The following is a 26340-nucleotide window of genomic DNA, read 5'->3' on the forward strand; positions in this document are numbered from 1 at the left end:
CGGATCGAACAAAAGGAAGGGAATTGTTATGGCAAAGACCTATACCCTGAATGTTGCGGGCCTGACCCGTGAACTGACCATCTGCAAGGTGAACGACCACATGGACATTGCGGCCTTCATCATGCTGGGCGATGCAGAGCTGACCGTGGCTGCTGCCACCGAGCTGCTGAAAAAGTGCCCCGAGTTTGATATCCTGCTGACCGCTGAGGCCAAGGGCATCCCTCTGGCACACGAGATGAGCCGCCAGAGCGGCAAGCCCTACATCTGCGCACGCAAGGGCGAAAAGCTCTATATGGCCGACCCTGTCGTGGTGGAGGATCAGTCCATCACCACTGCAGGCAAGCAGAAGCTGGTCATCGACCGCAAGGAGCTGGACAAGATGAACGGCAAGCGTGTGCTTGTGGTGGATGATGTCATCTCCACCGGCGGCTCCCTGAAGGCGCTGGACGCACTGGCAGAGCAGACCCAGTGCACCATCGTGGGCCAGGCCGCTGTTCTGGCCGAGGGCGATGCAGCCGAGCGCAAGGATATCATCTTCCTTGAGCCGCTGCCCCTGTTCTTCCACTAAGTAAGATGCGCCGCCCCCTCTGTGTTTTCTGCGCAGGAACGCTGGGGCTGGAGTTGGTGTGCGCCTTTTTGCCGCAAACGGGACATTTTGTGCCGTTTGCGGCATTTTTTATTGCCGGTCTGCTGTGGGCGCTGGCGGGCCGTTTGCGCAAAAGCCCGGCCTGGAGCTATGGCATCTGCCTGATCCTGGGGGCAGTGTTGGGCCTTGTGCTGACCGGCTCCACGCAGGCAAAATGGGATGCGATCCAGACCGCCTACGATGGCCGCAGTGTCCTGCTGGAGGCGGAGGTGGAAAGTACCTCCTCTTCCTATTCCCCCGGCAGGGTGCGGGCGGTCCTGCGGGTGGAAACGGTGGACCGGGAGGCGGCCTCCTTCCGGGTGGAGTGCGCCAGCCTGCCCACCTGCAGCCCCGGCGACCGGGTCAAGGGCCGCTTTGCGTTGGAAACGCCCGATGACACTGCCCGCCTGAATGCCCTGGCCGATGGCATTGCCCTGAACGCTGCGTATGAGAAAGGCTTTGCGCTGCTGGGGCAGAGCACCTCCTTCCGCGCCCGGACGGCCCGGCTCCAGAAGCGGCTGAGCGCCGCCCTGCGGCAGGGGATGGCCTCCGGCCCGGCGGGCGTGCTGGCCGCCATGGTTACAGGCGACCGCACTCATCTCTCCAAGGAGCTGCGCACAGCCTACCGGGGCGCGGGGCTTTCCCATGTGCTGGTGGTCAGCGGAATGCACGTTTCGATCCTGTGCGGCGATGTGCTGGGCAGGCTGCTGCCCAGCCGCAAAAAGCGCCTGCACGGCTATACCGGCCGCCGGGTCAGGGCGCTGTTCAGCGCGGTGCTGGCATTGCTGCTGGTGGGCGTGACGGGCTTTACGCCCTCTGTTTTGCGCGCGGCGGGGGCCGTCTGGCTCAGTGCGCTGGGGGTCTGGGTCTACGGCCCGCCGGATGCCCTGACCTCGCTGGGCGTGGCCGGTGTCCTGATGACGGCGGGCAACAGCTACGCCGTCTGTGACGTGGGCTTTCAGCTCTCCTTTGCGGCGGTGGTGGGCACCCTGGCCGGTGGGGCCGTGGTGCGCCGCAGTCAGGAAGCTTGGGAAAAACAACGGGCAAAGAAAAAGCACCCCCGCCTCCGGTTCTGGAAGCGGAAAGCGCTTGGGCTTGCGGGAAGTCTGTGGGAAACGGTCTGTATTTCGGCTTGCGCCTCCATGGCCACCTTCCCGGTGCTGGTGCTGCGGGGGATGAGCACCAGCCTGTACGCGCTGGTGTCCGGCGCGGCGGTGCTTTGGCTGGTGGAACCCATCCTGCTCACCGGTCTGGGGGCGGCCCTGCTGGGGCTGGTGCCTGCATTGGCCCCGGCCCAGCGGGTGTGCTCGTGCTGCGCGGAATTTCTGGCGGAGGTGCTGGACTGCTGGGCGCTCTGGGTGTCCGGCTGGCCCGGGGCACAGATCTGGTTCGACACAGCTTACGCCGCTGTGGTCTGCCTGCTGCTGGCCGGGCTCTGCTGGCTGGCGTTCCATAACAGGGTGCGCCTGCGGGTGGCCCTGCCTGCCCTTCTGCTGACGGCGGGGCTTGCCGTTTTCACCGGCAATGCCCTGAGCAGGGATGTCGTCCGGGTGGAGCTGGTGGGCAGCCGGAATGCCCCGGCGGTGGTCATCAGCCGGAACGAGAGCGCCGTCATCCTCTTCCGCGGCGGCGATGTGACCCGGTGCGCCGTGGAGACCACGCTGGAACGCCGGAATATCCGCACGGTGGAGTGCCTGATCGACCTGCGGCTCAGGCCCCGGAGCGCCCAGCGGATGGGGGCAGAACAGCGCATTGCCGTTGACCGGATGGCGCTCTATGCCACCCGCCGTGTCCGCTGCGGCCCGGCAGAGGTGGAGGTGCTCCGCACCCGGAACGGCTGTGTGGCCCGCATCCACGCCGCCGGGCAGATCTTTGTCACCCTGAGCGGCAGTGCTGCGCTTGCGGCCCCTGTGCAGGCGGATTACCTGCTGGCCTCGCCTGCCCGGCCGGACTGCGTGAAGTATGATGCGATCTTGAGCCTGAGCAGCGATTATCGGTGGATGCCGGCGGCTCTTTCTTCGGGGCAGCTCTACCACAGTTTTTCAAGGGCAGAGTAGGCTTTGAGAGAAAAAATTGGCTTTTTGTCAGGAGCTGTTATATAATAGGAGATATCAAAGTAAAATCCGGAAAGGAATCAAGAAATTTATGGGCATCGTAGTCATCGGCGCAGTGTTTGTGGACATCAAGGGATATCCGCTTTCTACCTATATCCCCGGCGGGCGCAACGCGGGCAGAATGGAGCAGGTCCACGGCGGCGTGAGCCGCAACGTGGCAGAGGATATCGCCAACGTGGAGCTCCGGCCCACCTTCGTGGGCCTTGTCGATGACAGCGGCATGGGGCAGGATGTCATTGACAAGCTGGAGAACCACAAGGTCAACACCCGGTTCATCAAAAAGGTGCCGGATGGCATGGGCACCTGGCTGGCCATCTTTGACAACAGGGGTGATGTGACTGCCGCCATCTCCAAGCGGCCGGATACCACACCGCTCATCGGCTTGCTGGCCGAGCAGGGGGATGAGATCTTTGCCGACTGCGACAGCATCGCGCTGGAGCTGGACCTTGAAAAGGAGACGGTCAAGCAGACCCTGAAATACGCCAAAAAGTACGGCAAAAAAGTGTATGCGGTCGTCTCCAACATGAGCATCGCCATGGAGCGCCGGGACTTCTTGCAGCAGATCGACTGCTTTGTCTGCAACCAGCAGGAGGCTGGGCTGCTCTTTTCGGACGATTACGACCATCTCGAGCCTGAGGAGATGTGCAGGGTGCTGGCGGGCAATGTGCACAGCGCCAACATCCCCTGCATGGTGGTGACCATGGGCGGCAAGGGTGCTGTGTTTGCCCGCGCCAACGGCGAGTGCGGCATGGTGCCCGCCAAAAAGGTGGATGTCATCGACACCACCGGTGCGGGGGATGCCTTCTTTGCCGGAACCGTCATCGGCCTGACCTACGGCAAGACTCTGGCGGAATCCTGTGAGATCGGCAGCCGCCTGGCCGCCTCGGTCATCTGCATCACAGAAAATGTCTGCCCCCGCTTCCGCCCCCTTGAGTTCGGGCTGGATATCCCGGTGGTGGATTGAGAGAACAAGTAAAAAGGGACGGCGTGGAGCACACGCCGTCCCTTTTGTGGTGTCAGGAAAATGGATGGTCTTCAGCCCTGCTTTTTCTCCTTCCGGTTCAGGTACAGGAAGAAGCAGACATTCAGCAGCACACCCACCGCTGTGGAGGTGGGGGCGACCAGGCCGATCATGGTCAGGCTGGCGTTGGGCTGGATGCTCATAATGTAGGCCATGGGCAGGCGGACGAGCAGGGTCTGGAACAGGCCCTGCGCCATGACGAAAACGGTCCTGCCGCTGCCGTTGAAATAGCCGATCATACTGAACAGGATCGCGGTGAGGATGGTCTCCAGCGCAAAGCCCTTGAGGTAGGCATAGCCGTTGGCGATCACAGGTGCATCCGTGGTGAAGAAGCTGCAGAGCAGGTCGCCCTTGCACAAGACCAGCGCAAAGACGAACAGGCCAAAGAACAGACCGATGCCGATGCCGGTGCGCAGGGTCTGCCGGGCGCGCTGATGCTTGCCTGCGCCGATGTTCTGGGAGATGAAGGAAGCCATGGACTGCATCAGGGCGCTGGGGATCAGCATGGCGAAATTGACGATCTTGCAGGCCACGCCGTAGCCGGAGGAAGCCTCCAGACCCAGGCGGTTGACAAAGGCACAAAGGGCCAGAAAAGAGAGCTGGGTCAAAAACTCCTGCAGCGCCAGCGGCAGGCCGATGGCCAGAAACTTTTTGCACTGGAAGTTCAGCCTGAAGTCCGCCTTTCTGATGGAAAAGGGCAGATCTTTTTTCAGCAGCATGATAACAGCGCAGACCACGCTGACAGCCTGTGCGGCCACGGTGGCAATGGCGGCACCGACAGCATCCAGATGGAACCCGGCCACCAGGACCAGGTCGCCGATGATGTTGACCACGCAGGCCACCAGCACAAAGATCAGGGGAGATCGGCTGTCGCCCAGGCCGCGGAAGAGGGCCGAGAGCATATTGTAGGCCACGATGAAGAAGATGCCTGCACCGCAGATGCGCACATAGCTGGTGGTCAGGTCAAGGGCCTCGGCCGGGGCCTGCATCAGGCTGGAAATGGGCCGTGCCAGAAACACCAGCGCCCCGAACAGCACAGCGGCCAGAAGGGTGAACACCACCGCCGCGCCGCCGATGACCGGGCTGATGAATTCGTGCTTCTTTTCGCCGAGATACCGCGCGATCAGCACTGTGACACCCATGGCCAGCTGGGTGACCACAAAGGTGACAAGGTTGAGCACCTGGCTGCCGGTGGAAACGGCAGACAGGCCCGAGGTGGAGCCGAAGCGGCCCACCACCAGCAGGTCTACCGCGCCGTATGCGGCCTGCAGCACCAGTGCGCCCAGAATGGGCAGCATGAACAGAGCCAGCTTTTTCAGGATGCTGCCCTGCGTGAAATCGGTCTTATCATTTTTCAAGGGAATCTCTCCTTTCGACCATGATCTGATAAAAAATCTCGATGGTGCGGATCATGGTCTCCGCATCCTCTTCCGGGATGACCTCCAGCGCCGGAACAAGAGAGCTGAAATATTCCGCATCGTATTTGCGGGAAAGCGCCCGCCCGGCCTCTGTGATGGTCAGGTAGGTCACCCGGCCGTCCTCAGGGGAGGTATGCTTGGTCAAAAGACCACGAGCTTCCATGTCCTTTACGGTCCGGGTCACGCCGGGGCGGGGCAAGCTGAGCGCATCGCTCAGGTCAGAGACCTTGACCTGTATGCCCTGCTGTTCCAGCGTCTGGATCGCATCCAGATATTGGATGAAGGAGGGCAGAACCCCGTCCGGCAGGGCAGGCAGCAGATCCCGCACCCGCTTGGCCTGATAGCAGGCATCCATCATCCGTTTGATCAGTGCGATGTTCATAGTGGTTTCTCCTCAAATAGTGACCAAAGATAATTACCACAGATAATTATACAGAACTGCCGGGATTTGTCAAGCATTTTTTGCAAACAAAAATGCACCGCCCGCAGAAAGCGGACAGTGCACTCTTTGAAACAGAGATCAGATTGTGAAATGTGAGGATGAAAAACATTGACGCTGCGGTAAAATGGCGGGTCAGAACGCCTCAACCTTTTCCTGGGCGCGGTACTGCAATGCTTCCAGCAGGGCCTCTTCATCCAGCAGCTGTTTGCCTGCCAGGTCAGCCACGGTGCGGGCCACCCGAAGGATGCGGTCATGGGCGCGGGCAGAAAGACCCAGTGTGTCGTAGGAGGCGCGGAGGAGCCGCTCGGCGGCGGGGGTCATCCGGCAGACACGCCGCACCTGCCCGGCTGTGAGCTGGGCATTGCAGCGCACGCCCTCGTATCCGGGGGCGGCATAGCGCTTGGCCTGTACGGCCCGGGCGGCAAGCACCTGCTTGCGCAGGTCTGCGCTGCTCTCGGCGGGGGTGCTGGTGTGGAGCTCGTCAAAGGCAACGGGGTCCATCTCCACACAGAGGTCGATGCGGTCCAGCAGAGGGCCGGACACCCGGCTGCGGTACTGCCGCACCGCACTGGGCGAACAGGTGCAGGGACGGGTGGGGTGGCCGTAATAGCCGCACTTGCAGGGGTTCATAGCGGCCACCAGCTGGAACCGGCTGGGGTAGGTGGCGCTGCCTGCCGCGCGGCTCACGGTGATCTGGCCGTCCTCCAGCGGCTGGCGCAGAACTTCCAGACTGTCCCGGGAAAACTCCGGCAGCTCGTCCAGAAACAGCACGCCGCAGTCGGCAAGGCTGCACTCGCCGGGCCGGAAGGTGGTGCCGCCGCCCGCCAGTGCCGCCGCGCTGGCCGAGTGGTGCGGGCTGCGGAAGGGCCGGGCAGAGATCAGGCCCCGTCCCTTGGGCAGCTGGCCCGCAATGGAATAGATCTTGGTGGTCTCCACAGCCTCCTCCCGGGTCAGGGGCGGCAGGATGCCGGGCAGGCGCTTGGCCAGCATGGATTTGCCGGTGCCGGGCGCGCCGATGAGCAGCACGTTGTGCCCACCGGCTGCTGCCAGCACCATGGCCCGGCGGGCCAGCGGCTGGCCCATCACATCCGCAAAATCCGGGGCGGCATTCCAGCCGGAAGCGGGGTCAAAGGGGATGGGGGCGGCAGGGGAGAGGGGTACAAGGCCCCGCAGTGCATCCACGACCTCCCGGGCCGTGCGGGCTGGGTAGACCTGCATCGCGTCGCCGCCCGCCTCGGCGGCTTCGGCGGCGTTTTCGGCGGGCACATACAGGCTGCGGATGCCGTCTGCTGCCGCCGCCAGCGCCATGGGCAGCACGCCCGAAACCGGGCGCAGGCTGCCGTCCAGTGCCAGCTCCCCCAGAAAAGCCGCGTCGGCGGGTGGCTCCTCCATCTGGCCGGAGGATGCCAGCACCGCCAGCAGCAGGGGCAGGTCATACACCGGGCCGCTCTTGCGGATGTCCGCCGGGGCAAGGTTGACCGTGATGTGGCGGTCGGGCCATTTGTAGCCCAGATTCTTCACGGCAGAGCGGACACGGTCGCCGCTTTCCCGCACGGCGGAATCCGGCAGGCCCACCAGCGAAAAGGCGGGCAGGCCGCCGGAGACATCGGCTTCCACGGCCACGGCAAAGCCGTTCAGGCCGTTCAGACCATAGCTTTTCAGAACGGAATACATGGGGGCCTCCTCACGCCGCGTCTGCGGCCCGACGGGGAAATGACCGGGAAAATGCCCGGTCTCGGCAAAATATTCTATTGTCCCAATTATAGTGTCGGGCAGGGGGCTTGTCAATGCGCGGGCACCGCTGCAGGCTCTGCGGACAGCACGAAAACCCCAAATGATGGAAAAGGCTGAGATCTTTGTAGTATTTGTATGATTTGCGGAGCAAAAATTCTTACATAATATGGAATTGACACAGTACCAAGAAAGGGTTTATAGTATAAGTAGGTTTGGAAAAACTATCCCTGTGCGAAATACGAATTAAAGGTAAGGTGTGCAATATGTATCTGGATGAGTATAAGCGCTGGCTGGCTGCGGATCTGGAGGACGCGGATCTGAAACCGGAGCTGCGCAAGATTGAGGGTAATGACGAGGAGATCAAGGACCGCTTTGCCGTGGCCCTGAAGTTTGGCACCGCCGGTCTGCGCGGTGTGCTGGGTGCCGGTACCAACCGCATGAACATCTATGTCGTCCGTCAGGCCACCCAGGGCCTGGCAAACTGGGTCAAGACCCAGGGCGGCAGCCAGACTGTCGCCATCAGCTACGACAGCCGCCTGAAGAGCGATGTCTTTGCCAAGACCGCCGCCGGTGTTCTGGCCGCCAACGGCATCAAGGTGCGCATCTATGATGCCCTGATGCCTGTGCCTGCCCTGAGCTTTGCCACCCGTTACTACGAGTGCAATGCCGGTATCATGGTCACCGCTTCCCACAACCCCGCCAAGTACAACGGCTACAAGGCCTACGGCCCGGATGGCTGCCAGATGACCGATGATGCCGCAGCCATCGTCTATGATGAGATCCAGAAGACCGATGTTCTGACCGGCGCAAAGTACATCTCCTTTGCCGCTGGCGTGGAGCAGGGCCTGATCCGCTTTGTGGGCGATGACTGCAAGAAGGCCCTGTATGATGCCATCGAGGCCCGTCAGGTGCGCCCCGGCCTGTGCCGGACTGCCGGCCTGAAGCTGGTGTACAGCCCCCTGAACGGTTCCGGTCTGGTGCCTGTGACCCATGTGCTGAACGATATGGGCATCACCGATATCACCATCGTGCCCGAGCAGGAGTACCCCAACGGCTACTTTACCACCTGCTCCTACCCCAACCCTGAGATCTTTGAGGCCCTGAAGCTGGGTCTGGAGCTGGCCACCAAGACCGGTGCTGACCTGATGCTGGCCACCGACCCCGATGCAGACCGCGTGGGCATTGCCATGAAGTGCCCGGATGGCAGCTATGAGCTGGTCTCCGGCAACGAAATGGGCGTTCTGCTGCTGGATTACATCTGCGCCGGACGCATTGAAAAGGGCACCATGCCCGCAAACCCCGTGGCGGTCAAGTCCATCGTTTCCACCCCGCTGGCCGACGCTGTGGCAAAGCACTACGGCGTGGAGATGCGCAACGTTCTGACCGGCTTCAAGTGGATCGGCGATCAGATCGCTAATCTGGAAGCTGCCGGTGAAGTGGACCGCTTCATCTTCGGCTTTGAGGAGAGCTATGGCTACCTGGCCGGCCCCTATGTTCGCGATAAGGATGCCGTCATCGGCTCCATGCTGATCTGCGAGATGGCCGCTTACTACCGCAGCATCGGTTCCTCCATCAAGCAGCGTCTGGAAGAGATCTATGCGCAGTACGGCCGCTACCTGAACAAGGTGGACAGCTTTGAGTTCCCCGGCCTGACCGGCATGGAGAAGATGGCTTCCATCATGCAGAAGCTGCGTGACGAGCCCCTGACCGAGATCGGCGGCCACAAGGTCGTCAAGATCATGGACTACAAGAAGCCCGAGGAGACCGGCCTGCCCGCCGCCAATGTCCTGATCTACACGCTGGAAAATGGCGCGACCGTTGTGGTGCGTCCCTCCGGCACCGAGCCCAAGATCAAGACCTACTTCACCACCCTGGGCAAGACCCTGGAGGAAGCCCAGGCACAGAAGGACGCTCTGGCTGCCGCCATCGAGCCCATCCTGAAGTGATCTCCTGAAAAAAGAAGCGTTTTTGCCCCTCTGCCCTGCCGCAGAGGGGCATTTTTGCTGTATAAAATCGGTTGCAGTTTGCCGGGCGATACGGTATAATAAAACATGGTTTATTCTATCTGTGCCCCGGGTGGTATTTCCCGGGAGAATAAGAGCAGGGCAGGTGCAGAAATTGGAAAAGAAAGTATCAGCCGTTCTGGTGGCGGCAGGGTCCTCCACCCGCATGGGGTTTGACAAGCTCAGCTTTGATCTGGGCGGGGAGACCGTGGTGCAACGGAGCATCCGCGCCTTTGCGGAGTGTCCGCTGGTCAGCGAGATCGTTCTGGTGGCCGGGAAGAACCGGGCATTTCTGGAACAGCAGGCCACGGCCTGCGCAAAGCCGGTGCAGGTGGTGCAGGGCGGCGCGACCCGCGCCGAGAGCGCGAAGAACGGCGTGCTGGCCGCCCACGGAGAGCTGGTGGCTGTCCATGATGCCGCCCGTCCTTTTGTCAGTCAGGCTGTCATCACGGCGGCGCTGGAAGCAGCCGCTGCCTGCGGTGCTGCCGCCCCCGCCGTGCCGGTAAAGGATACCGTCAAGCGGGCTGTGCGGGGCGACGGCAAAACTGTGCCGGAGCATTGCATGGTCACTGATACCCCTGACCGCAGCACCCTGTATGCGGTGCAGACCCCCCAGTGCTTCGACCGTGCGGCGTATCTGGCCGCGCTGGACGAGCTGGATGCGGAGAAAGCCCGTCTGGTCACCGATGACTGCAGCCTGTTTGAACTGACCGGCCGCCCGGTGCAGCTGACCCAGGGGGATTACGCCAATCTGAAGATCACAACGCGGGAGGATCTGCCCCGCGCCGAACAGAAAGAAGGAAATGATATGCGCATTGGTCATGGTTATGATGTTCACCGTCTGGTCGAGGACCGCAAGCTGATCCTGGGCGGTGTGGAGGTGCCTTTTGAAAAGGGCCTGCTGGGCCACTCGGATGCCGATGTGCTGGCCCACGCCGTGATGGACGCTGTGCTGGGTGCCGCCGCGCTGGGCGACATCGGCAAGCACTTCCCGGATACCGACCCCGCCTACGCCGGTGCCGACAGCCTGAAGCTGGCGCAGCATGTGGCCCGCATCATGCGGGAGCACGGCTGGAAGATCGTGAACATCGATTCCACCCTGCTCTGCCAGAAGCCAAAGCTGGCCCCCTACATCCCCGCCATGCGGGAAAATCTGGCCGCAGCCTTCGGGATGCCGGTGGATGCTGTGAGCGTCAAGGCCACCACCGAGGAGCATCTGGGCTTTACCGGCGAGGGCCTGGGCATTGCCGCCCATGCTGTCGCCCTGATCGAGAAGCTGTAACGGGAGAGACACTCTGATGACTCTGAATTCGATCATCGCCAATTTCCAGACCTTCAAGCTGGCCGATCTGCTGGATATCGTCATCATTGCTTTCCTGATCTACCAGCTGCTGGGCATCATCAACCGCACCCGCGCCGGGCAGCTGGCCAAGGGCGCGCTGCTGGTGCTGGCGGTCTATCTGGTGGCCAACGTGCTGAATATGCGCACCGTCACCTGGCTGCTGAACTCGCTGCTGCAGGTCGGCCTGCTGACGCTGGTGGTCCTGTTCCAGCCGGAGATCCGCCGCGCACTGGAGCGGATGGGCCAGACCGACCAGTGGGCGGGCAAGCTCTTCAACATCAAGGGACGCTATAACGACCCCAGCTTCAAGGGGGCCTGGCGCAGCGCCATCATTGCCATCTGCGATGCCGCCGAGCGCTTTTCCGAGACCAAGACCGGTGCCCTGATCGTGCTGGAGCGCAACACCAACCTCTCTGAGATCGTGCGCACTGGCACACCCGTGAACAGTGCCGTCAATCTGGAGGTGCTGGGCACCATCTTCTACGAGGGTACCCCCCTGCACGACGGTGCCGCCATCATTGAGAATGGCCGCATCAAGGCGGCGGGCTGTGTGCTGCCCCTGTCCAACAACCTGGATCTGGGCAAGGATATGGGCACCCGCCACCGCGCCTGCCTGGGCATTGCGGAGAATTCGGATGCCATTGCCGTTGTGGTCAGTGAGGAGACCGGCATCATCTCCATGGCAAAGAACGGTGTGCTGATCCGCCACTTTGACCGCCAGACCCTGTACACCCGGCTGGTGGATGAGATGATCCCCAAGGAGACCGCCAGCGAAAAGGCAGCCGCCGACGGCTGGCGCGGCAAGGTCAAGAGCCTGCTGAACTGGATGAACCAGAAAGAGGAGGATGAGCAGCAGTGAGCAGCAATCGTACCAACGGCACAAAGCCTGCCATCCAGCACACCAAGAGCATTCTGGACGACCGCCGCATCCGGCTGCTGCTGGCCATCGTGGGTGCCATTGTGGCATGGATGGTGGTCACCATCGTCGTCCAGCCCGGCACCACCCGCACCATCAACAACGTGCCGGTGGATTTTACCTATGATTCCGCCGCGTACACCTCCCGGGGCCTGAGCATCGTCAGCGCGCCGGAAAAGTACGTCAGCCTGAAGCTCTCGGGCGATGGCTACACCATCGGCAGCCTGACTTCCTCTGATTTCGTGGTTTACCCGGACTGGTCCGGCGTGCGGGACAGCGGCGAAAAGACCCTGCACCTGCAGGTGCGGGGCGTGAACACCCTGCTCAATGGCGTGTCCGTTTCCATTGAGGGCGGCGACAACAGCGTGGACGTGGTGTTTGACGTGGTGGAGGAGAAAACGGTGCCCATCACCGTGACCACCAACTACCTGACCATTGCGGACGGCTATATCCTCTATGGCACCGAGCTCTCCAAGGAGACGGTGACCCTCTCCGGCCCCAGCACTGAGATCGATAAGGTGGAGACCTGCACCGCCGAGGTGACCCACAAGGGGGAGCTCACCGATTCTGTCACGCTGGATACCGCCCTGCGCTTTTATACCAAGAGCGGCAGCGAGGTCAAGTTCGAATACACGAATCTGGAGGAGTCCAGTGTGGAGGTCACGCTGGAGGTCTACAAGATGGCCACCCTGCCCGTGTCGGTCAGCTTTATCAACGCGCCCCGAAATTTTGATCCCTCGGTGCTGGTCTACTCCCTGAGCAAGCAGACCCTGAATGTCGCCGGGCCCGAGAGCCAGATCGAAAAGCTCTCTACCCTGTCTGTTGGCACCATCGATCTTTCCACCTTTGCGCTGAACAAGGTGTATGAGCTGCCCATCGAGCTGCCGGGCAACATCCGCCTGCTGGACAACATTTCCAGCATCACGGTCAGTTTCGACAGCTCCAAGCTCGAGACCAAGACCATGAACCTGCCCGCCAGCTGCGTGCAGGTGGTCAATCTGCCCTCCACCTATACCCTGACCGTGCAGACCGAGCGGCTGATGAACGTGACCCTCTGCGGCCCGGCAGGTCTGCTGGATACGCTGGTGCCCGAGCAGGTGGTCATTGAGATCGATGCGGATGATTTCTATGTGGCCGCAGGGCAGCAGAACATTGCCTGCCGCCTGTATGTGCCCTCCGATGGTAAGATCTTTGCGCTGGGGAGCTATGTTATCCAGTGCAAGATAGAAAGTAACTGAGCTGGCTCACCCTCTCAGTCTCGCTTCGCTCGCCAGCTCTCCCGAAGGGAGAGCCTTTGGCATAAAGATGAAGTTTGCAAATACTGCCAAGGCCTCCCACTTTGGGGGAGGTGGCATTGCGTTAGCAATGACGGAGAGGGCGAGGAAGCTGAAAATAGAAAGCGAAACCTGATAGATGATACTAGTAAGAGATATCCGCCTGCCGCTCTCTGCCGGGGAGCCGCAGGCATTCGAGAAAGCGCTGCATCTGGCGCGCATCCCCCGCAGCAAGGCGGCCCATCTGGGCGTAGCCAGGCTGTCGGTGGATGCCCGCCACGGGCAGCCAAAGCTGGTGTATACCATAGCGGTAACGCTCAAGGACGAGGGTGAGGAATCTGCGTATGCAGGGGCCTCGCCCTGCGTTGCTATCCGCGGCAAAACGGATCTCAGCGTTCAGAACGGCACCCAGCGCCTGCCCCACCGGCCTGTGGTCTGCGGGCTGGGCCCGGCGGGCCTGTTTGCGGCGCTGCTGCTGGCCCGGCAGGGCTACAAGCCCATCGTGCTGGAGCGCGGCCCGGCGCTGGACGAGCGTGTGAAGGCGGTGGAGCACTTCTCTGCCACTGGTGAGCTGGACCCCAACGCCAACATCCAGTTTGGCGAGGGCGGCGCAGGTACCTTTTCGGACGGCAAGCTGACCACCCGCATCGGGGATGAGCTCTGCGGCTTTGTCACCGAGGTGTTTCTGCAGCACGGTGCCCCGGCGGAGATCGCCTGGAAGCAGAAGCCCCATGTGGGCACCGACCTGCTCCGGGGTGTTATCACCTCCATCCGCAGGGAGATCGAAGCTCTGGGTGGCGAGGTGCACTTCAACACGGCCCTCACCGGTTTTGAGCAGAAGAACGGCCGGCTGACCGGCATCTTTACCACCGGCGGAACCTTCCCCTGTGAGGCGCTGGTGTTTGCCGTGGGCCACTCGGCCCGGGACACCTTCGGGATGCTGATGGACAGCGGTCTTGTGCTGGAGTGCAAGCCCTTCAGCGTGGGTTTCCGGGCAGAGCACCTGCAGAGCGAGATCGAGAAGAGCCTGTACCACGAGGCTGCCGGGCATCCGGCCCTGCCGCGCGGGGAGTATCAGCTCTCCCAGCATGTGGGAGACCGGTGCGTGTACACCTTCTGCATGTGCCCCGGCGGTCAGGTGGTGGCTTCGGCCAGCGAGATCGGCCACGTGGTCACCAACGGCATGAGCTACCACGCCCGGGACGGCAAAAACGCCAACGCGGCGGTGGTGGTCAGCGTGGGAGCTGAGGATTTTGCGGGCGACCCGCGCAGGGCCATCGCTTTCCAGCGGGAGCTGGAGGCAAAAGCCTACGCTGCAGGCCGCCGGGGCGGGGCGTATGCGGCCCCGGCTGAGAACGTGCAGAGCTTTCTGGAGGGCAAAGGCCAGCTGAACATCGGCCGGGTGGAGCCTACCTATGACCGGGGCGTTGTGGCTGCGGATCTGGGAGCTTTGCTGCCCGGGGAGCTGGCCGATACTCTGCGGGCGGGCCTGCGCGCCTACGAGCGCAAGATCGCGGGCTACACCGCGCCGGAAGCCATCCTCACGGGCCTTGAGACCCGCACCAGCAGCCCCGTGCGGCTGAAACGGGAGGAGACCTTGGAATCGGCCCAGCTGGCGGGGTTGTACCCCTGCGGCGAGGGGGCCGGATATGCGGGCGGCATTATGAGTGCCGCCGTGGACGGCCTGCGGGTCGCCCGTGCGATCATCGGCCGGTATGCACCGGCAGAAGGGTGAGGAATATTGATGAACCATCGTGAAAACGATACAACACAAGAAAACGAGGGAAAACAGGTGCAGCAGGAGCTGGAAGAGCAGCTGCGCGCCTTTGGTGACACCATGTCCGATGCCTTTGCCCATGGCTTTGAGGGCCGGGGCATGGACATCGGCGACCGCGCCTTTGATGTGGGCAAGGCCGCTGTTCATGCGGCCAATTACGGCATCTCGGAGGCGGGCAAGGCCATGCGGCAGGCCCGGGACAGCTACTACCAGAGCCAGCGGCAGGCCCATGCCAACGGCGGCACGGCAGAGCGGTACGCCGGGATGCCCCAGTGGGCCAGAAATTTCTTTGCATCGCGCCCGGAGTTGACCCCGGTGGAAAAGCTGCGGAAATGCGCCAAGGAGCGTTACAGCTCGGGCGTGGCTCTGCTGGCCGTGGGTATCATCTTTGCGGTGCTTTTCGGGCTGGGGACGCTGGGCTGCCTCATCGGGCTGGGCATTATTTCGCCGGCTGCTTTGGGCGACGTTGTGGTGTCGACTGCTGAGGGCGGCGGCATCCTGATGACGGGCACGGACTACGTTATGAACACCGCCTACAACGTGCTTGGCATCGTCAGCAGCGTGCTGGGCCTTGCCACGGCGGGCTTTGGCTGGATGACGGCCTGCGGCGTTTCCCAGAGGGAAGCGGGCAGGCAGATGGGCCAGCTGGCCGACCTTGCCGACAGCATGGACGGCGGCAAGGGCCTGCCGGTGGAGATGCTGGCCGACCTGACCCACCAGAAAAAGAAAAAAACGCTCAAGCGGCTGAAAAAAAGCATCCGCAAGGGCTGGCTGAATGCATGGCTGGATGAGAAAACGGAGACTGTGTACCTGACGGCGGAGGATTACCGCGCCGCGCAGGAGCGCCCGGAGCCTCAGCCCGCCCCCGCACAGCCTGAGCAGGGGGAAAACGCCGAAACGCCCCTCAACCTTGAGACCGCCCGCCGCTTTGCCAAGGTGCTGGAGCAGGAGCAGCAGCTCATGCAGGACGCACAGGGCCGGGAAGAGCTGGAAACGATGCAAAAGACCACCACCGCCATCTGCGAGTGGCTGGAAGCGCACCCGGAAAGCCTGCCCAAGGCCCGCCGCTTTGCGGAATACTATATCCCCACCACCCTCAAGCTGCTGCACACCTACAACGATGTGCAGGGCCAGCAGGGCGAAAATGCAGAGACCATCCGCCGGGACATCGCGGGCATCCTGCACACCCTGAATCAGGCTTACAGCAACCTGTATGATAACCTGCTTTCTGACGTTGCCATGGATGTTTCCAGTGAGATCGCCGCGCTGCAGGGAATGCTGGCCAATGACGGCCTGACCGGGGAGGGACTGTTATGACGACCTACCGGGCCTGGAACCTGAAGCCGCTGGACCGCTCCGCCCTGAAAGAGCTGACCGCGGCCATTGCCCAGCAGAGCACTGAGGAGCTGGAAAGCCGCGCCATGGAAACGATGGATGGGGAGCCGTGGAGCGAGGAAAAATATCAGATGACGCTGGCCGCCCAGCAGAAGGAGGCGGGCCTGCTGGCAGGCATTCTGGCCGCGCGCGGCATCACCGACCCCGCCGAGGCCCTGACCCTGCTGTCGGGCGAGGAAGAACTGACCGACCCCATGCTCCTGACCGACATGGACAAGGCCTGTGCCCGCATCCTCGATGCCATTGACCGGGAAGAGACCATTGTTGTCTTTGGCGACTACGATGTGGACGGCGTGACCGCCACCGCCCTGCTCTACCAGCACCTCAAGGGGATGGGAGCCAACGTCAAGTGCATGCTGCCCAGCCGTGAAGGGGATGGCTACGGCCTTTCCAAAAATGCCATCCAGTCCATCCACGATAAGGGCTGCCAGCTCATCGTGACGGTGGACAACGGCATCTCCGCACTGGAGGAGGCTGAGTTTGCGGCTTCACTGGGAGTGGACCTGATCGTCACCGATCACCATCTGCCCCATGATACCCTGCCCAAAGCCGTTGCCGTGGTGGACCCCCGCCGCGCCGATGATACCAGCCCCTTCAAGGGCCTGTGCGGTGCAGGTGTGGCCTTCAAGCTCTGTGCCGCGCTGGATGGCTGCCCGCCCGAGGAGATGCTGGATTACTGCGGTGATCTTGCCGCCGTGGGCACCGTGGCGGACGTGATGCCCCTGACCGGCGAGAACCGCACCCTGGTCAAAGCGGGCCTGCACCTGCTGCAGCACTCCGACCGGCCCGGCCTTCTGGCCCTGCTGGATGAGGTGGGGCTGGGCGGCAAGCCCGTGACCGCCGAGAATGTCAGCTATGCCATTGCCCCCCGCATCAACGCGGCGGGCCGGATGGACAGCGCTGTGACCGCCCTGCAGCTGGTGCTGTGTGAGGATGAGGAACGCGCTGCCGAGCTGGCACATAAACTGAACGAGATCAACGCCGCCCGGCAGGAGACCGAGGGCGAGATCGCCAAGGCCGCGCAGGCCCAGCTGGAGGCCGAACCCGCCATTCTGGAGGACCGGGTCATCCTGATCTGGGGCCGGGACTGGCACCCCGGTGTCATTGGCATCGTGGCATCCCGGCTGGTGGAAAAGACCGGCCGTCCCGTCATCGTGGTGTCCATTGATGAGCACGGCGAGGGCAAGGGCAGCGGCCGTAGTGTGCAGGGCTTCAACCTGCACGCCTGCATTGCCTCCTGCGAGGATCTTCTCCTCCGCTTCGGCGGCCACGCCATGGCGGCGGGCCTTTCGGTACGGGAGGAGAACCTGCCGGAGCTGCGCCGCCGTCTGAACGAGTGGGCCGCCCGGGAGTGCCCGGTGCTGGTGACCCCGCCGCTGGAATGCGACCTGTCCATCCATCTTGACCGCATCACCGTGGAATCTGTCCGGCGGCTGGACCAGCTGGCTCCCTACGGTGCCGAGAACCCCGCCCCGGTGTTCCTGCTGGAAAAGGCCGTGGTGGAGGGAGTCTACCCTGTCTCGGAGGGGCGGCACTGCCGCCTGCGCCTGCGGCAGGGCAATGCCTGCATCTATGCGGTCTGGTTCGGGATGCACCCGGAGCAGCTGCCCTATGCCACCGGCGATGTGGTGGACGCGGCCCTGAGCCTCTCGGTTTACGAGGCCGCCCGGGGCGCACAGCTTTCGGGCCGCATTCTGGAGCTGCACCCGGCGGGCTTTGGCAACGCCGCCGCCCAGCAGACTGCGCTGGTGCAGGCTTTGCGCCGCGGCAGCCCGCTGACTGCCCAGCAGCGCGCCCTGATCGCACCGGAGCGCAGTGATATCATTACCGTTTACCGGGAACTGCAGGCCCGGCGCTGGCACGCCGAGGATATGCAGCCCCTGTTTGCAAAGCTGGGGGAGGAGCACAGCGGCAAAACGCTGGTGGCCCTGACGGCCCTGGAACAGGTGGGCCTGATCGCCGCCGTGGAGCGCGGCGGGGCAAAGTTCTGGGAGCTGGTTCCCACGGCAGGCAAGAAGAACCTGGCCGATGCCCCCATCCTGAAATGTCTGGAGGAGTAAAAATATGCCAGAGGGAAAGAAACCAGCGGAGGATCTTTACTCCGCAAAAACGCATCTGCATCAGCCGGTGCCGGAGGTGTCTACCGTGAACGCCACGGCCCTGCCGGCCGACGCGCCCGAGGGTGCTCTGCCCAGCGAGGTGCGGCCTGAGATCGTTACCTGGGAGAAGCTCTGCGAGGCCATCAAGGCCAGCGGCAAGGCCTACAACATGGAGATGATCACCAAAGCCTATGACCTTGCCAACAAGGCGCACAACGGGGTCTGCCGCCGCAGCGGCGAGCCCTACATCTGCCACCCGCTGGCCGTGGCCCGCCTGGTGCTGGATCTGGGCATGGATTCGGAGAGCATTGCCGCCGCCCTGCTCCATGACGTGGTGGAGGATACCCCCACCACGCTGGAGGACCTGACCGCCGCCTTTGGCGAGGAAGTGGCCCTTCTGGTGGACGGCGTGACCAAGCTGACCAAGATCCAGTTCTCCAACATCGAGGAGCTGCAGGCCGAGAACCTGCGCAAGATGCTGCTGGCCATGAGCCGGGATGTCCGCGTGATGATCATCAAGCTCTGCGACCGGCTCCACAATATGCGCACCGGCGATGCCTGGCCTGAGCAGAAGCGCCGCGACAAGGCCCGTGAGACGATGGAGGTCTATGCCCCCATCGCCAACCGTCTGGGCATCCTGAACGTCAAGGAGGAGCTGGAGGACCGCAGTCTGCACTACCTTGACCCTGTGGGTTACGAGGAGATCAGCAAGATGCTGAGCGAGCGTGCAGGGGAGGAGTTCCTTGCCAGAGTGTCCGGTGTCATCGAGCTGCGGCTGAAGGAGAGCGGCATCGAGGGTGCCACCATCAAGCGCCGGGTCAAGAGCATCTACGGCATCTACCGCAAGACCATCATGCAGAACAAGTCCTTCGATGAGATCTACGATATCTATGCCGTCCGTGTCATTCTGGATACGCTGGCCGAGTGCTACAGCACCCTGGGCCTCATCCACGATATGTACCACCCGCTGCCCAACCGCTTCAAGGATTATATCTCCACCCCCAAGCCCAACGGCTACCAGAGCCTGCACACCACCGTCATCGGCCACGAGGGCATCCCCTTTGAGGTGCAGATCCGCACCCGCAAGATGGATGAACAGGCAGAGTACGGCGTTGCCGCCCACTGGAAGTACAAGGAAGGGCTGGATGGCCACGATAAGCTGGACGAGCGCCTGGCCTGGGTCAGCCAACTGCTGGAGAACCAGCGCGTCAGCGAGGCCTCCGGCAACCTGCTCCATGACCTGAAGAGCGACCTGCTGCCCGAGGAGGTCTTTGCCTTTACCCCCAAGGGCGATGTCATCAACCTGCCCACGGGTGCCACCTGCATCGACTTTGCCTATGCCATCCACTCCGCCGTCGGCAACCGGATGGTGGGCTGCAAGGTCAACAACCGGATGGTGCCCATTGACCACATTGTTTCCACCGGCGAGATCATTGAAGTCATCCTTGGCCCGGCGGACAAGGGCCCCAGCCGCGACTGGCTGAAGATCGTGCGTACCAGCGAGGCCAAGAGCAAGATCCGCAACTGGTTCAAGAAGATGCGCCGGGAGGAGAATATCCAGGAGGGCCGCGACACGCTGGCCCGGGAGCTGCGCCGGGAGATGATCTTCATCCCCGACGACGAGCTGGATGAATTCATCGGCAGCTGCTGCCGCCGCCTGCGCCAGAACAACGCCGAGGAGCTGTATGCCGCCATCGGCTACGGCGGCATCACCATTGCCAACTGCCTGCCAAAGCTGAAGGAAGAGTGGCAGAAGCGGAAGAGCGAGGAGGGCAAGAACGAGCAGCTGGCCAAGGTGGATCTGAGCAAGGTCCACGCCACCGACGGTGTGGTGGTGGAGGGCTTCGACAACACCCCCATCAAGTTCGCCAAGTGCTGCAGCCCGCTGCCCGGCGACCCCATCGTGGGCTTTATCACCCGCGGTTTTGGCGTGTCCATCCACAAGCAGAGCTGTGTCAATGCCATCTCCAGCATGAAGGACCCCACCAACGCCCCCCGCTGGGTCAAGGCTTACTGGGCCGACAGCGTCAAGGACAGCTACAAGGCCGGCCTTGAGATCGTGGCGCTGGACCGCAACGAGCTGCTGCGGGATGTGCTGAGCGCTCTGGCCGATATCCGGGTGCCCATCTACACCATGAACGCCCGTCAGGTGGAAAACAACTGCGCCGTGGTCAGCCTGACCATCGGCATCAACAATACCGAGCACCTGAACCGTGTGGTGGCGCGTCTGTCCAAGGTCAAGGATGTGCTCAAAGTGACAAGGAGTTAAACCATGCGTGCAGTCATTCAGGCAGTGTCCTCCGCTTCTGTCCGGGTCAACGGCGGGGAGCCCCGCTCCATCGGCCCCGGCCTGGTCATCCTGCTGGGTGTCCGGGATACCGATACGCTGGACATCGTGCCCAAGCTGGCGGATAAGTGTGCGGGCCTGCGCATCTTCAAGGACGAAAACGACAAGCTGAACCTCAGTGCAAAGGACCTGGGCTATTCGGCACTGGTGGTCAGCCAGTTCACGCTCTACGGCGACACGAAAAAGGGCTACCGCCCCAGCTTTATCAAAGCGGCCCGGGCCCCGCTTGCGGTGGATGCCTACGAGCTGTTCCTTGCCGAGATGAACCGGCAGGGCCTCAGGGATGTGCAGCACGGCGAGTTCGGCGCGGATATGCAGGTGTCTCTGGTGAACGAGGGGCCCTGCACCATTGTCATCGACACGGACGAGTGGGCGCACCACTCGTAATGGCCCGCCCCCGGCAAAGCCGGAACATCTGAACAGTTAGAAGGATATAGGATATGAAAGCATTTCATCTTCTCGGCGCTGCGCCGCTTTATACCAACAGCTTTGTCCTGATCTCCGATGCGGGCCATGCAGTGGTCATTGACCCTGCCGCCGAAGCGCAGGAGTACGATAAAATTTTCAAAGAGAACAACGCGACGCTCACCACCATCCTCTGCACCCACGGCCACTATGACCATGTGGGCAGTGCAGGGGTGCTGAGCCGGGAGTGGAAGGCCAGGATCTACTGTGAGCCCGCCGACTGCAGGGGCAGCCAGCTCTTTCCCCTGAAAAGCGCGGACAGCGGCTATCAGGAGGGGGAAAGGCTCACCGTGGATGAGCTGACCTTTACCGTCTGGCACACCCCCGGCCATACCGAGGGCGGTGTGGTGCTGCTGTGCGGGGACTACCTCTTTGTGGGCGATACCGTGTTCCAGGGCAGCATTGGCCGCACCGATCTGGAGGGCGGCAGTATGCAGAAAATGGATGCCAGCCTGCGCAAGCTGGCGGGCCTGCCTATCCCCAAAGAGACCCAGCTGCTGCCCGGCCACGGGGATTTTTCCACCCTTGGCGAGGAACTGGCGAACAATTACTATATCCGCAGCGCCCTGCGCGGCGGGAATGCGGATTTTTAAGGATAAAGAGAGAAAAACATGAAGATTTATATTACCGGCCTGCCCTCCGGCTACGAGGTGGAGCATCTGGTGCGCCTGTTTTACCCTATGGCTCCGCTTACCCTCACCCCGCCGGAAGAGGGCGAGGACTGTGTCTGGGCCGAGAAAAAAGAGGATAGTCTGTACGCCATGGTGCGGGAGCAGGGCCAGAGCAGGGATGCGGCGGCTCCATTGCCCCGCCCCGTGGAAGCAGGCGGCGAGACGGTGGAGTTCACCCTTGCCAGCCTGACCTACGACCTGCTGCGGAGCTGGACCGGCATCCGCCCGCCCTGGGGCAAGATGACCGGCGTGCGCCCGGTGCGGCTCATCCACGACAAGCGTGCCGCGGGCTGGACCGAAGCCGACATCAACCGGTTCTTTCTGGAGCGTTTTGACTGCTCCCGGCAGAAGTACGACATGGCCAAGGCCATCGCCGACCTGCAGGAGCCCATCCTGAAGCTGGGCAGCGCCCCCAAAACGTACAGCCTGTATCTCGGCATCCCGTTCTGCCCCTCCCGGTGCAGCTACTGCAGCTTTGTCAGCTGCAACCTTGACCGGGACCGCAAGCTGGTGCAGCCCTATGTGGACTGCCTGTGCAGAGAGGTGGAGGCCATCCGGGAGCAGGCCGACAAGGCAGGACTGAAGCTGTGCAGCATCTATATCGGCGGCGGCACCCCCACCAGCCTGTCCGCTGACCAGCTCCGCCAGCTCATGGGTACGGTGCGGGAGAACTTCGACCTTTCCAAGGTGGTGGAGTACACGGTGGAGGCGGGCCGCCCCGACTGCACCGATGCCGAAAAGCTGGCTGTCATCAAAGAGTACGGTGCCACCCGCATTTCCATCAACCCCCAGACCTTCTCGGACGAGGTGCTGGCGGGCATTGGCCGCAGGCACTCGGCGCAGGATATCCTGGACTGCTATGCCGATGCCCGGAGGGCGGGCCATGAGGACATCAACATGGACCTCATCGCGGGCCTGCCCGGCGATACGGTCGCGGGCTTTGAGCACAGCTTGCGGCAGGCCATCGCGCTGGACCCTGAGAACATCACCGTTCACACCCTGACCCTCAAGCGGGCCTCCCGCATCGTCATCGAGGACCAGAAGGAGAACGACTACGCAGACGTAGCGGCCATGCTGGAAAAATGCCAGCTGCTGGCCGATGCAGGATATCGCCCCTATTACCTCTACCGCCAGAAGAACACCCTGCAGAATCTGGAAAATGTGGGTTGGTGCAAGCCGGGCCACGAGGGGTACTATAATATCTATATCATGGAGGAAGTCCAGACCATCCTTTCGGCCGGAGCAGGCGGCAGCACCAAGCTGGTGGCCGACGGAGGCCGACGGATGCAGCGCATCTTCAATTTCAAGTATCCGACAGAGTATATCCAGCGCTTTGCGGAGGTACTGGAGCGCAAAAAAGGAGTGGCTGATTTTTATGATCACGATTTGGGTCCCGAAACGTCTGGTTGAAGTCGGGCTGTACAACGTTGCCGCCCGCAGTCCGCAGGAACTTGCCGCCCTGAGCGAGCAGAGCTACCGCGACCGCGTGAAGTACGCCGCCGAAAAGGTGCGCCTTTCCGGCACCAAGATCGTCATGCTCACCGGCCCGTCGGCCAGCGGCAAGACCACCAGCGCCCACAAGCTGGCCGAGGAGCTGATCCGGCAGGGAACATACGCCCATGTGGTCAGCCTGGATAATTTTTTCCGTGGGGCGGAGTTCTACCCCCGCCTGCCCGATGGCACCCTGGATTACGAAAACCCCGATACCATGGACCTGCCCCTTGTCCGGCAGTGCCTGCATGAGCTGAGCGAGACGGGCCGGACCACCCTGCCCATCTATGATTTTGCCAACGAGCGGCGCTCCGACGAGACCGAGGCCGTGGACCTGCAGGGCGGTGTCTGCATCGTGGAGGGTATCCATGCCCTGAACCCGGAGCTCACCGGCCTTGTGCCTGCGGAGGATGTCTACCGCATTTACGCCGGCCTGCGGGAGGAATATGCCATCGACGGCCGCCGGGTCATCAACACCCAGGACATCCGCCTGTGCCGCCGCACCCTGCGGGACGCTGCCGCCCGGGGCCGCAGCCCCGAAAAGACCCTTGCCATGTGGGACCGGGTGCTGGACGGCGAGACCCGGTATATCAAGGGCTTCAAGACCACGGCAGACTTTCTGCTGGACACCTCCTTTACCTATGAGCTGGGCCTGATCTCCAGGCTGCTGGGCATCGTGCGCCGCCAGTTCACGCTGGAGGGCCACAACGCCGAGCTCTGGGACGAGACTGCCCGCCGCTTTGAGCACGTGGTCCCGCTGGATCTGGAGCTTCTGCCCGCCGACAGCATGCTGCGGGAGTTCTACGGCAGTGCCGTAAAATAAAATCGCGCTCTGCGAGGAAAATGTTCCATTCTCTTGTTTAAATGCGAAAAAACTGTTTCCAAATCCGCACGAAACTGTAAAAGTTGCGGTGGATTCGTTGCAATCAGTGCCTGAGTGCGCTATAATGAAACCATCATCTGACAGCACACACAGGGCCAATGCCCGTAAGAGAGGTGTCATTATGGATTTCAATAAGATCAAGGAAATGGGTCTGGAATATGCGGAAAAGGGCCGCAATGCCGCCATGGATCTGGCAGAGCGCGGCAGAACGCAGGCAAAGATCGTCTCGGAACAGACCAAGATTGCCCGGGCACAGCGTCAGCTGGGTGCACTGGTCTACAGCCTGGCCAAGGGCAACGAGGAGAACCAGCCCCTTGTGGATAAGTATATCGAGATGATCAGCAGCATCGAGGCAAATCTGAACGCCCTCAAGGAGAGCCTTGGCCCCGCTGCCGAGGTCATCACTCACGATCTGGACGAGGAGCCCGCCGAGGACAGCGGCATCACCGTTGAGCCGACCGTGGAAAAGGACAAAAAGCCTGACACGGACAAAAAGACCTGCCCCCAGTGCGGCGCGCCGGTCTCTGAGGATGCGCTGTTCTGCAACAAGTGCGGCGCACAGCTGTAACGCAAAAGCCTTGAAAGGGCGGTGTCCCCGTAGGGGGATGCCGCCCTTTCTGCACAGAAACAGGGTAAAGTGTGAAAATTCTGGAAACAATTGAAATGAAAAGCCGGAAAATGCGCTTGTCCCCTTGAAAAATCGCAGATTCTGCGGTACAATCGAGCTCAGGTTTTTGAGCAGAGGAAAGGGGAGTGCACCCATGCAGGACTGGCCCGAACGGGAACGCTACACGGCGGAGGATCTGCTGCAGATCATCCGCATTCTGCGCGACAGAGAAAACGGCTGCCCCTGGGATAAGGTGCAGACCCACGCTTCCATCCGAAAAAACTTTCTGGAGGAGACCTGCGAGGCGCTGGAAGCCATTGATGCCGACGACGCAGCCATGATGCGCGAGGAGCTGGGCGACGTGCTGATGCAGGTGGCGTTCCATACCGTCATTGAGGAAGAGCGGGGCCGGTTCGATTTCGAGCAGGTCTGCCGGGAGGTGTGCGAGAAGCTGGTGTTCCGGCACCCGAACATCTTTGCCTCTTCGGCGGCTGAAAATGCTGGTATAAACAGCTGGGATGCGCTCAAAAATAAGGAAAAGGGCCGCACCACGCTGGCGGATGAGCTGAACACAGTTCCAGCCACCCTGCCCGCCCTGATGTATGCCCAGAAGATGCAGAAGCGTGCCGCCCGCAAGGGCGCGTTTGCGCAGACGGCAGAGGATGCCGCCGCTGCCCTGAAGGCTGCCGAGCGCGGCTGGGAGGAAGCGGTGCCGGAAAATGCCGCCGAGCGGGCCGGGGCGCTGCTGTTTGCAGCGGCCAATGCCATGCGGCTGGCCGGTGTGGACGCGGAAGAGGCCCTGACCTTTGCATCCGGGCGGTTCCGTCAGGAGCTGCTGCAAAAGACCGAAGATTCGGACGGGCAGGAACGCCCTGCCACTGTCTGATAGAAAAAGCTGAGTAAAATTTTGTGGAGGTACCCCATTATGACCAAGACCGATCTGATCGCACAGGTTGCAGCAAACACCGAGATGAGCAAGAAGAGCGCCGAGTTGGCTGTCAATGCCGCTTTCGACGCACTGAGCAAGGCAATGGCTGAGGGTGAGAAGATCACCATCTCCGGCTTTGGCACTTTTGAGATCCGTGAGCGCGCAGAGCGCCAGGGCATCAACCCCCGCACCCGTGAGCCCATCACCATCGCTGCTTCCAAGAGCATTGTCTTTAAGCCGGGCAAGGCTCTGAAGGATACCCTGTAAGTTTGATTTTTGCCGCCGGGGCCGCAGTGGTTCCGGCGGTTTTTTTGTAAAACCTCTCAGGCACATTGCGTCGGCTCTCCTGTCCGGAGGCGCGGCGGCGGGCAAAGCGCAATGACAGAGAGGTTCTGCTTTTCTGGAGGATCATAACATGAGACTGGATAAATACCTGAAAGTTTCGCGGCTCATCAAGCGCCGCACCGTGGCAAACGAGGTGGCCGATGCGGGCCGCATCCTCATCAATGGCAAGATCGCCAAGGCCAGCCAGGCGGTCAAGGAAGGAGACATCATCGAGGTCACCTTCGGCAACCGGCCCATCAAGGTAAAGGTGCTCTCTGACGTGGAGCCCCGCACCAAGGATGTGGCCCGGGAAATGTACGAGATCATTTCGGAATAACCTCTCAGGCGCTTTGCACCAGCTCCCCTAATAGGGGAGCCAGGTTTATGCTGCTGCATTCTTGCCTCGCCTATCAGGAGAGGTGGCAGCCCGAAGGGCTGACGGAGAGGTTCTATCCCGCAAGCTG

General features: G+C 62.1%; 22 protein-coding genes. 19 read left to right on the forward strand and 3 right to left on the reverse strand.

Features of this window, described 5'->3' with window-relative positions; all coding sequences use genetic code 11:
• Window positions 1-28 precede the first annotated feature (28 nt).
• The 3 genes from ACKXGA_RS14685 to ACKXGA_RS14695 all read left to right on the forward strand — a co-directional run bounded on the left by ACKXGA_RS14685 (window position 29) and on the right by ACKXGA_RS14695 (window position 3703).
• Entirely contained in the window at window positions 29-568 is a 540-nt protein-coding gene (locus ACKXGA_RS14685; RefSeq protein WP_097771003.1) for a phosphoribosyltransferase family protein, read from the forward strand.
• A gap of 68 nt (window positions 569-636) precedes the next feature.
• Window positions 637-2682 (forward strand): ComEC/Rec2 family competence protein, encoded by a 2046-nt coding sequence (locus ACKXGA_RS14690; protein WP_423729771.1) that lies wholly within the window; start codon window positions 637-639, stop codon window positions 2680-2682.
• Between the two features lie 88 nt (window positions 2683-2770).
• On the forward strand, window positions 2771-3703 hold the full coding sequence (locus tag ACKXGA_RS14695) for a carbohydrate kinase family protein (RefSeq protein WP_423729772.1): 933 nt from the start codon (window positions 2771-2773) through the stop codon (window positions 3701-3703).
• A 71-nt stretch (window positions 3704-3774) separates the two neighbouring features.
• Here ACKXGA_RS14695 and ACKXGA_RS14700 read toward each other — a convergent pair whose 3' ends face one another.
• From ACKXGA_RS14700 to ACKXGA_RS14710, 3 genes are all read right to left on the reverse strand, one after another.
• The gene (locus ACKXGA_RS14700) at window positions 3775-5118 is read right to left on the reverse strand and encodes an MATE family efflux transporter (RefSeq protein ID WP_423729773.1); all 1344 of its coding nucleotides are present in this window, start codon (window positions 5116-5118) and stop codon (window positions 3775-3777) included.
• The gene (locus tag ACKXGA_RS14705; protein WP_097771007.1) at window positions 5108-5560 is read right to left on the reverse strand and encodes a MarR family winged helix-turn-helix transcriptional regulator; all 453 of its coding nucleotides are present in this window, start codon (window positions 5558-5560) and stop codon (window positions 5108-5110) included. Before ACKXGA_RS14705 ends, ACKXGA_RS14700 begins: the two co-directional genes overlap by 11 nt.
• 192 nt (window positions 5561-5752) lie before the next feature.
• Window positions 5753-7294 (reverse strand): YifB family Mg chelatase-like AAA ATPase, encoded by a 1542-nt coding sequence (locus tag ACKXGA_RS14710; protein ID WP_156059423.1) that lies wholly within the window; start codon window positions 7292-7294, stop codon window positions 5753-5755.
• 323 nt (window positions 7295-7617) lie between these two features.
• Here ACKXGA_RS14710 and ACKXGA_RS14715 point away from each other — a divergent pair, with 323 nt between their 5' ends.
• From ACKXGA_RS14715 to ACKXGA_RS14790, 16 genes are all read left to right on the forward strand, one after another.
• Window positions 7618-9300 (forward strand): phospho-sugar mutase, encoded by a 1683-nt coding sequence (locus ACKXGA_RS14715; protein WP_423729774.1) that lies wholly within the window; start codon window positions 7618-7620, stop codon window positions 9298-9300.
• Window positions 9301-9472: 172 nt separating this feature from the next.
• On the forward strand, window positions 9473-10639 hold the full coding sequence (gene ispF / locus ACKXGA_RS14720) for a 2-C-methyl-D-erythritol 2,4-cyclodiphosphate synthase (protein WP_423729775.1): 1167 nt from the start codon (window positions 9473-9475) through the stop codon (window positions 10637-10639).
• Window positions 10640-10655: 16 nt separating this feature from the next.
• Window positions 10656-11558, forward strand: a complete 903-nt coding sequence (gene cdaA, locus ACKXGA_RS14725; RefSeq protein WP_005933418.1) for a diadenylate cyclase CdaA — start codon at window positions 10656-10658, stop codon at window positions 11556-11558.
• A complete protein-coding gene (locus tag ACKXGA_RS14730) occupies window positions 11555-12853 on the forward strand; it encodes a CdaR family protein (RefSeq protein ID WP_227622474.1) in 1299 nt (432 codons plus the stop codon). The genes cdaA and ACKXGA_RS14730 overlap by 4 nt, the downstream gene beginning before the upstream one ends.
• Before the next feature lie 175 nt (window positions 12854-13028).
• Window positions 13029-14624 carry an NAD(P)/FAD-dependent oxidoreductase gene (locus ACKXGA_RS14735; RefSeq protein WP_423729776.1) on the forward strand — a complete coding sequence of 532 codons (1596 nt, stop codon included), beginning with the start codon at window positions 13029-13031 and terminating at the stop codon, window positions 14622-14624.
• 9 nt (window positions 14625-14633) lie between these two features.
• Window positions 14634-15983, forward strand: coding sequence for a 5-bromo-4-chloroindolyl phosphate hydrolysis family protein (locus tag ACKXGA_RS14740; RefSeq protein WP_423729777.1), 1350 nt, complete (start codon window positions 14634-14636; stop codon window positions 15981-15983).
• The gene (recJ, locus tag ACKXGA_RS14745; RefSeq protein WP_423729778.1) at window positions 15980-18121 is read left to right on the forward strand and encodes a single-stranded-DNA-specific exonuclease RecJ; all 2142 of its coding nucleotides are present in this window, start codon (window positions 15980-15982) and stop codon (window positions 18119-18121) included. Before ACKXGA_RS14740 ends, recJ begins: the two co-directional genes overlap by 4 nt.
• Window positions 18122-18125: 4 nt before the next feature.
• A complete protein-coding gene (locus ACKXGA_RS14750) occupies window positions 18126-20429 on the forward strand; it encodes a RelA/SpoT family protein (RefSeq protein WP_423729779.1) in 2304 nt (767 codons plus the stop codon).
• Between the two features lie 3 nt (window positions 20430-20432).
• Window positions 20433-20894 carry a D-aminoacyl-tRNA deacylase gene (gene dtd, locus ACKXGA_RS14755; RefSeq protein WP_097771014.1) on the forward strand — a complete coding sequence of 154 codons (462 nt, stop codon included), beginning with the start codon at window positions 20433-20435 and terminating at the stop codon, window positions 20892-20894.
• A gap of 53 nt (window positions 20895-20947) precedes the next feature.
• Window positions 20948-21565 (forward strand): MBL fold metallo-hydrolase, encoded by a 618-nt coding sequence (locus ACKXGA_RS14760; protein WP_423729780.1) that lies wholly within the window; start codon window positions 20948-20950, stop codon window positions 21563-21565.
• Window positions 21566-21583: 18 nt separating this feature from the next.
• Entirely contained in the window at window positions 21584-23053 is a 1470-nt protein-coding gene (gene hemZ, locus ACKXGA_RS14765; RefSeq protein ID WP_423729781.1) for a coproporphyrinogen dehydrogenase HemZ, read from the forward strand.
• Entirely contained in the window at window positions 23019-23957 is a 939-nt protein-coding gene (locus ACKXGA_RS14770) for a uridine kinase family protein (protein WP_005933447.1), read from the forward strand. The genes hemZ and ACKXGA_RS14770 overlap by 35 nt, the downstream gene beginning before the upstream one ends.
• 181 nt (window positions 23958-24138) lie before the next feature.
• Window positions 24139-24585, forward strand: a complete 447-nt coding sequence (locus tag ACKXGA_RS14775; protein WP_423729782.1) for a zinc ribbon domain-containing protein — start codon at window positions 24139-24141, stop codon at window positions 24583-24585.
• Window positions 24586-24778: 193 nt separating this feature from the next.
• Entirely contained in the window at window positions 24779-25510 is a 732-nt protein-coding gene (locus tag ACKXGA_RS14780) for a MazG family protein (RefSeq protein ID WP_097772499.1), read from the forward strand.
• Window positions 25511-25549: 39 nt separating this feature from the next.
• Window positions 25550-25819, forward strand: a complete 270-nt coding sequence (locus ACKXGA_RS14785) for an HU family DNA-binding protein (protein ID WP_005933459.1) — start codon at window positions 25550-25552, stop codon at window positions 25817-25819.
• A 148-nt stretch (window positions 25820-25967) separates the two neighbouring features.
• Window positions 25968-26213, forward strand: a complete 246-nt coding sequence (locus ACKXGA_RS14790; RefSeq protein WP_005933461.1) for an RNA-binding S4 domain-containing protein — start codon at window positions 25968-25970, stop codon at window positions 26211-26213.
• Window positions 26214-26340 lie beyond the last annotated feature (127 nt).

It is taken from the genome of Faecalibacterium hominis (ex Afrizal et al. 2022) (assembly GCF_049545105.1).
GTDB lineage: Bacteria > Bacillota > Clostridia > Oscillospirales > Ruminococcaceae > Faecalibacterium > Faecalibacterium duncaniae.

What these genes read in the sequence shown, in the direction of transcription:
- ACKXGA_RS14685 (WP_097771003.1), top strand. Translation starts at nt 29, where the DNA reads ATGGCAAAGACCTATACCCTGAATGTTGCGGGCCTGACCCGTGAACTG.
- ACKXGA_RS14695 (WP_423729772.1), top strand. Translation starts at nt 2,771, where the DNA reads ATGGGCATCGTAGTCATCGGCGCAGTGTTTGTGGACATCAAGGGATAT.
- ACKXGA_RS14705 (WP_097771007.1), bottom strand. Translation starts at nt 5,560, where the DNA reads ATGAACATCGCACTGATCAAACGGATGATGGATGCCTGCTATCAGGCC.
- ACKXGA_RS14710 (WP_156059423.1), bottom strand. Translation starts at nt 7,294, where the DNA reads ATGTATTCCGTTCTGAAAAGCTATGGTCTGAACGGCCTGAACGGCTTT.
- ACKXGA_RS14715 (WP_423729774.1), top strand. Translation starts at nt 7,618, where the DNA reads ATGTATCTGGATGAGTATAAGCGCTGGCTGGCTGCGGATCTGGAGGAC.
- cdaA (WP_005933418.1), top strand. Translation starts at nt 10,656, where the DNA reads ATGACTCTGAATTCGATCATCGCCAATTTCCAGACCTTCAAGCTGGCC.
- ACKXGA_RS14735 (WP_423729776.1), top strand. Translation starts at nt 13,029, where the DNA reads ATGATACTAGTAAGAGATATCCGCCTGCCGCTCTCTGCCGGGGAGCCG.
- ACKXGA_RS14740 (WP_423729777.1), top strand. Translation starts at nt 14,634, where the DNA reads ATGAACCATCGTGAAAACGATACAACACAAGAAAACGAGGGAAAACAG.
- recJ (WP_423729778.1), top strand. Translation starts at nt 15,980, where the DNA reads ATGACGACCTACCGGGCCTGGAACCTGAAGCCGCTGGACCGCTCCGCC.
- ACKXGA_RS14750 (WP_423729779.1), top strand. Translation starts at nt 18,126, where the DNA reads ATGCCAGAGGGAAAGAAACCAGCGGAGGATCTTTACTCCGCAAAAACG.
- dtd (WP_097771014.1), top strand. Translation starts at nt 20,433, where the DNA reads ATGCGTGCAGTCATTCAGGCAGTGTCCTCCGCTTCTGTCCGGGTCAAC.
- ACKXGA_RS14760 (WP_423729780.1), top strand. Translation starts at nt 20,948, where the DNA reads ATGAAAGCATTTCATCTTCTCGGCGCTGCGCCGCTTTATACCAACAGC.
- hemZ (WP_423729781.1), top strand. Translation starts at nt 21,584, where the DNA reads ATGAAGATTTATATTACCGGCCTGCCCTCCGGCTACGAGGTGGAGCAT.
- ACKXGA_RS14770 (WP_005933447.1), top strand. Translation starts at nt 23,019, where the DNA reads ATGATCACGATTTGGGTCCCGAAACGTCTGGTTGAAGTCGGGCTGTAC.
- ACKXGA_RS14775 (WP_423729782.1), top strand. Translation starts at nt 24,139, where the DNA reads ATGGATTTCAATAAGATCAAGGAAATGGGTCTGGAATATGCGGAAAAG.
- ACKXGA_RS14780 (WP_097772499.1), top strand. Translation starts at nt 24,779, where the DNA reads ATGCAGGACTGGCCCGAACGGGAACGCTACACGGCGGAGGATCTGCTG.
- ACKXGA_RS14785 (WP_005933459.1), top strand. Translation starts at nt 25,550, where the DNA reads ATGACCAAGACCGATCTGATCGCACAGGTTGCAGCAAACACCGAGATG.
- ACKXGA_RS14790 (WP_005933461.1), top strand. Translation starts at nt 25,968, where the DNA reads ATGAGACTGGATAAATACCTGAAAGTTTCGCGGCTCATCAAGCGCCGC.